The organism is Clostridium sp. (assembly GCF_032552055.1).
GTDB lineage: Bacteria > Bacillota > Clostridia > Clostridiales > Clostridiaceae > Clostridium.
Map to the genome: position 1 here is coordinate 1 of NZ_JAWGSV010000186.1, position 6,114 is coordinate 6,114.

The window sequence follows — 6,114 nt, forward strand, 5'->3', positions numbered from 1 at the left end:
GTATTAGACATAGCAAAATCAATAAGTGAAGGCTTAGCTAGAAATGCATGCTGTGGAATAGTAAATGGGGAGGTTGTAGACTTACGTTATGTAGTTAATGAAGACTCTGACCTTGCAATATGTACATTTGATTCTCAAGAAGGAAAAGATGCAGTAAGACATAGTATATCTCACGTTTTAGCTTATGCTGTTAAGAGATTATTCCCAGAAGCCAAATTAGCTATTGGACCTGCAATTAACGATGGATTCTACTATGACTTTGATGTAGAAAACTCTTTCTCAGCTGAAGATTTAGTTAAACTAGAAGATGAAATGAGAAAAATAATAAAAGAAAATCCTTCAATAGAAAGATTTGTATTACCTAGAGCAGAAGCTATAAAACTTATGGAAGATGCAGAAGAACCTTATAAGGTTGAATTAATCAATGACCTACCAGAAGATGAAGTTATTTCATTCTACAAAATGGGAGATTTCGTTGATTTATGTGCTGGACCTCACATAATGTCATTAAAGCCAGTTAAAGCAGTTAAACTTATTAGAAGTGCAGGAGCTTACTGGAAAGGTGACGAAAAGAATAAGATGCTTTCAAGAGTATATGGTACTGCATTCTTAAAGAAGGCTGATTTAGATGCTTACTTAGAAGCTTTAGAAGAAGCTAAAAAGAGAGATCATAATAAATTAGGTAGAGAGCTTAAAATCTTCACTACTGATGAAAAAGTAGGTCAAGGATTACCTCTTATAATGCCTAAGGGTGCTAAAATTATTCAACTTCTTCAAAGATGGGTTGAAGATGAAGAAGAAAAGAGAGGCTATGTATTTACAAAGACTCCTTCAATGTCTAAGAATGATTTATTTAAGGTTTCTGGACACTGGGATCATTATAAAGATGGAATGTTTGTTTTAGGAGATGAAGAAAAGGATCCAGAAGTAATGGCATTAAGACCTATGACTTGCCCATTCCAATACACAATTTATAATGCAGAGCAACACTCTTATAGAGAATTACCTATAAGATATGCTGAAACTTCTACATTATATAGAAATGAATCATCAGGTGAAATGCATGGATTAATTCGTGTAAGACAATTTACTTTATCTGATGGACATATAGTTTGTAGACCAGACCAAATTGAAGAAGAATTCAAGGGTTGTGTTGAATTAATAACTCATATAATGACTACTTTAGGTATTGATGGAGATATATCATTTAGATTCTCTAAGTGGGATCCAAACAATACTGAAAAATATATAAACAATCCAGAAGCTTGGGAAGAAACTCAAGTATTAATGAAAGGTATCTTAGATCACCTTGGAATAAACTATGTTGAAGCTGAAGGTGAAGCTGCATTCTACGGACCAAAGCTTGATATACAATTCAAGAATGTTCATGGAAAAGAAGATACAATAATAACTATTCAAATCGACTTTGCTCTTGCTGAAAGATTTGATATGACTTATATCGATAAAGACGGAAATAAGAAACGTCCATTTATAATTCATAGATCAGCAATTGGATGTTATGAAAGAACTTTAGCTATGCTTATTGAAAAATATGCTGGTGCATTCCCAACTTGGCTTGCTCCAACTCAAGCAATAGTTTTACCTATTTCTGATAAGTACAATGACTATGCTGAATCAATAGTTAAAGACTTTAAGAATTCAGGTATAAGAATTGATGCAGACTACAGAGCTGAAAAGATTGGTTACAAAATCAGAGAAGCTAGACTTGAAAGAATTCCTTATATCCTAGTTGTTGGTGAAAAAGAATTAACTAACAATGAAGCTTCAGTAAGAAGCAGAAAAAACGGAGAAGAAGGTCCAGTTTCAGTTTCTGAATTAAAGAATAGATTAATATTAGAAATATCTAACAAAGAAAATTAATCAATATCCAATTATGGCAAGATAAAAAGGATTCGCTTATAGTGAATCCTTTTTTGTTTATGAAGAAACTCGCCTTAAGTGAGTTTAAACCTAAACTATTCATTATTCATTTTTTATCTACGGATAATATAATAACCATCATGGTCATCAAGTAATAATACAGCACTGCCTATTTTCTTCCCATCTTCAAGGATAGTTAATCTAACAGTTATTGTTTTTGTAATAGGTGCCTCCTTGTTAAATCCACCTAATAAATCAGGTGAAAAAGTAACTCTTTCCCCATCATTTATTATTTTTTTATACTGCCCATTACTATCTGCAATTCTTTCTTCTCTAGCATTAATTAACTCCCACTTATACTTCAAATTCTGTTTGCCAGTGTCCTCTATTTTAGGATTAAAATCCATACTTTTTGATAGATACGCTGCTGCTTCCTCTTCACTTGACTCTATGGCTACCTTAATTTCTTCTATATTCTCCTCGCTACTTGTTATACTTTTGATTACAGTAAATACTCCAACTATACATATCAAAATAGTAATTAGAATTAAACCTATTTTTCTTTTTCCCATTAAAATCATACCCCTTATTTTAATATCTTTATTACAATAATTCTATAAGACTTTAGATCAAATTAAGTTCTTTTTATTCCCTATAAACTATTTCTTATATTTATGGTTTTATTAATTACTTCTCTTTATCTAGTTCTATTATTACTCTGTAAGGATTACCAACAGCTAGTACATTTTCTGGTATATTTTTAGTTACTACACTCACCAAACTAATAATCGATTTTTTTCCTTTTCTGTCATTATATAATCTCATCTTAATTTAATTATCTTTTTCTAGTAATATTTATGTAAAAACTGCATAACATCAATGAAATTAGCATTGGTATAACTGCTAATCAAGGTCCAATTTGTCTTTTTGATAAAATAATATAAGATGCACCAACTATCGATAAAAGAGCAAAAACTATAGTTGAAACTGCTATTAATTATCTCATCTTATCCCTCCTATACCTCAAGGTAAATTCCAACCTTATTATACTAATTTTACCAATACATAATAAAAAAAGAAAGCTAATCAATAACTTTCTTAACTATAAAATATTTAAAATTACCTTCGGAATACTTTTAAAAAAATTTAAAGAAACTCGCCTTAAAGCGAGTTTCAACCTACATTCTAACTTCTAAATTATTCATTATACATTTTCTAAACTTCTTCTATTATTTTCTTAAGCTTATTTTGAAGTAACCAAACCTTCTTTTGCTTTCTATTATAAGCTACCATTTTCTCTTTATTATTTGTATTAGACTCTAATAACTTTGTAGTCTTTTCTTCATACATTTTTAAAGCTTCATTTAATATTTGAAGTTCTTCTTTATTAAACATAAATACACCTCTTAATTAAAGATAAACCCTATTTTTATAATCTTAAATAAATAGTTTTATCTCTATACTATTTAAATTTATACTTTATTATTATAGTTTATTAAAAAATACATTTCAATTCATAAAAATACATATAAAAAATGTTTAATATTATAATTCACTTTCTTTAATATCTAATATAATTTTTTTTGCATCTGCAACTTTTTTCATAGAATCTAACTTTTTCATTAAATCTTCTAAATCCTGAGCCCTATCTATAATTTCAATTTTTTTAATAATATTATTTAATGTACTAATTATATCTTCTATCCCATTTAAGTTAATACCCTCATTATAAGCATAAATCTCTGCCTTCTTTTCTACATAATAAGCAACATTATAAAATAATCTGTTTTGTTTTTCTTTTTTACCAAGTGTTATAGTGTCTATTTTATCTCCTTTTACAAGCATATATTTGTTAAATTCTCTTTCCTCTATAACCTCATTTATAATATCAACAAATTTCTGACATTCATTAATATTGATATTAAAACTATCATGAGGAAGATTTTGTGTAAACCCACTCTGATTTAATTTAGTTTTTAGTATTGGATAAAGGCTACTATAAGCTGAACCCTTATTAGTATTATGTTCACTAACATTAATAGTACAATCATTAATACTAGAAATATAGCATATACGCTCTATCCCATCAAGTGTTGTAGCTTTGCTACTGTATATGTGCACATTTCTAAAAGAAATTGTATTTGTCATATCTTCCTTATACGCTTTAGTAGTACCTAGGCTGCAATACCCCTTTATCCTCTTCAATATATTAGTAAAATTAGCTGGTATCGTTTCCGATTTTACTATTTTAGTATTAATAGGACCTGCGTATGACATAGAACTTATTTTACTATTCGACTTATATAGTAATACTTTATCACTTTCCATTAACGCCTCTTCACTTTCGGCTCCTTGTTGTGTAAAAATTGTATTTGATGAATTTAAAATCATTAAAATTATCTCCTATATTTATTATTTATTTAAACTATATATAATTTTATCAGCGTTGTCAACACTTTTATTTAGCTTCTATTTCGTTTTATTAACGTTGTCATATTTCGCTATTTATCTTCCCTTTGATTAATATCACTTAATCGTTAGATATTTATTATAAATAATAGAAATCTATATAAATAAAAAGCAATTGCTAGACTAAAGCTGCAATTGCTTTTTATTTGTATATTGTTTTCTAAATTGAGTTTAGCGCTTGTTCAAAATCTGCAATTATATCATTAATATCTTCTATTCCAATAGATACTCTCATTAAATCTGGAGTTACTCCACTTGCAATTTGTTCTTCTTCAGATAATTGGCTGTGAGTAGTTGTTGCTGGATGTAGAAGACAGCTTCTTACATCTCCTAAAGTTACTACTAAAGCAACCAAATTTAGAGCCTTAGTAAATTTCTTAGCAGCTTCTATATCTCCATCTATTCCAAATGTTAATAATCCACTTGCTCCACCCTTCAGATACTTCTTAGCTCTATCATATTCTGGGCTAGATTCTAAGTAAGGATAGTTAACCCATTTTATTTTAGGATGCTTTTCAAGCCACTTTGCAAGGTCCAACGCATTTTGAGAATGTCTCTCCATTCTTAAATGTAAAGTTTCAAGTCCTAAATTAGTTAAATAAGCATTAAATGGACTTTGGCATGCACCTAAGTCTCTTCCTAGTGTTACTCTTAGCTTAGTTATATATGCTGCATTTCCAAAGGTTTCAACATATTTTATTCCATGATAGCTTGGATCTGGCTCTGTAAATTCACTGAAGTTTCCATTAGCCCAATCAAAGTTTCCTCCATCGACTACTATTCCGCCTACGCTTTGAGCATGTCCATCAGCATACTTTGTAGTTGAATGAATTACAACATTAACTCCATGTTCAAATGGATTGCATAAATATGGTGTTCCTACTGTATTATCAACTAAAAATGGAACTTTTAATTCCTCTGCAACTTCTGCAAATTTATCAAAATCTAATATATTTAACCCTGGATTTCCTATGGTTTCCCCATAAACAGCCTTAGTATTTTCCTTAGCAAGTGCTAAAATTTCTTCTTTGCTTGCTTCAGGATCAACAAAGCTTACTTCTATCCCCATTTTCTTTAAGTTAACTGTGAATAAGTTTACTGTTCCACCATATAAAGTAGATGCTGTTATAATATGATCCCCAACTTTACAGATATTTAAAATTGCATATAATACAGCCGCTTGTCCTGATGATGTAGCTAAAGCCCCAACTCCACCTTGTAATTTAGCAAACTTTTCTTCTAAAGCAGCTACAGTAGGATTAGAAATTCTACTATATAAATGCCCCGCTGCTTCTAAATTAAATAAACTAGCTAGATGATCTGGATCATCATATTTATAAGTTGCTGTTTGAAATATTGGTAAAACTCTAGGCTCTCCAGCTTTTGGAGTATAACCTTCTTGAATGCAAATTGTTCCCTTTTGCCAATTGTTTGACATAATAAAGCCCCCTTTTAATCTTTCTATTCGATATTTTAAATATAATTTTCTATATAATAAAAAAAGTTCCTTCTAATATAAGAAGCAACCTTAAATACACTAAATTATTCACTACTATATAATGAAAACCTCATTTGCCAAGCTATTTGATAAGCTTGCAGGATTTAGCACCACACTAATACAACTAAATTATATTTAGTAGGTTGCTAGGTTTCACAGGGCCAGTCCCTCCACCATTCTTAATAAAGTCTTTTTCTATTTATTTATAATCATATTATACACTAGATTTTTTCAATTACAACTATTTTTAATAAATTTTATTAATT

The 6,114-nt window shown here is 29.5% G+C and carries 5 protein-coding genes and 1 riboswitch; of the genes, 1 reads left to right on the forward strand and 4 read right to left on the reverse strand.

The features are described from left to right. On the forward strand, positions 1 to 1,881 hold a 1,881-nt coding region (gene thrS / locus E6248_RS11750; protein ID WP_316340991.1), incomplete at its 5' end, for a threonine--tRNA ligase. Between the two features lie 113 nt (positions 1,882 to 1,994). Here thrS and E6248_RS11755 read toward each other — a convergent pair. The 4 genes from E6248_RS11755 to E6248_RS11770 form a co-directional block, all read right to left on the reverse strand. Next, positions 1,995 to 2,453 carry a hypothetical protein gene (locus E6248_RS11755; protein WP_316340992.1) on the reverse strand — a complete coding sequence of 153 codons (459 nt, stop codon included), beginning with the start codon at positions 2,451 to 2,453 and terminating at the stop codon, positions 1,995 to 1,997. Positions 2,454 to 3,096: 643 nt separating this feature from the next. Continuing rightward, positions 3,097 to 3,276, reverse strand: a complete 180-nt coding sequence (locus tag E6248_RS11760) for a hypothetical protein (RefSeq protein WP_316340993.1) — start codon at positions 3,274 to 3,276, stop codon at positions 3,097 to 3,099. A 150-nt stretch (positions 3,277 to 3,426) separates the two neighbouring features. Continuing rightward, positions 3,427 to 4,272, reverse strand: a complete 846-nt coding sequence (locus tag E6248_RS11765; protein ID WP_316340994.1) for a hypothetical protein — start codon at positions 4,270 to 4,272, stop codon at positions 3,427 to 3,429. Between the two features lie 238 nt (positions 4,273 to 4,510). Beyond that, positions 4,511 to 5,788 carry an O-acetylhomoserine aminocarboxypropyltransferase/cysteine synthase family protein gene (locus tag E6248_RS11770; protein ID WP_316340995.1) on the reverse strand — a complete coding sequence of 426 codons (1,278 nt, stop codon included), beginning with the start codon at positions 5,786 to 5,788 and terminating at the stop codon, positions 4,511 to 4,513. A gap of 127 nt (positions 5,789 to 5,915) precedes the next feature. Then, a riboswitch (SAM riboswitch) is annotated at positions 5,916 to 6,037 on the reverse strand. Between the last annotated feature and the right edge of the window lie 77 nt (positions 6,038 to 6,114).

What these genes read in the sequence shown, in the direction of transcription:
- E6248_RS11770 (WP_316340995.1), bottom strand. Translation starts at nt 5,788, where the DNA reads ATGTCAAACAATTGGCAAAAGGGAACAATTTGCATTCAAGAAGGTTAT.
- E6248_RS11765 (WP_316340994.1), bottom strand. Translation starts at nt 4,272, where the DNA reads ATGATTTTAAATTCATCAAATACAATTTTTACACAACAAGGAGCCGAA.
- E6248_RS11755 (WP_316340992.1), bottom strand. Translation starts at nt 2,453, where the DNA reads ATGGGAAAAAGAAAAATAGGTTTAATTCTAATTACTATTTTGATATGT.
- E6248_RS11760 (WP_316340993.1), bottom strand. Translation starts at nt 3,276, where the DNA reads ATGTTTAATAAAGAAGAACTTCAAATATTAAATGAAGCTTTAAAAATG.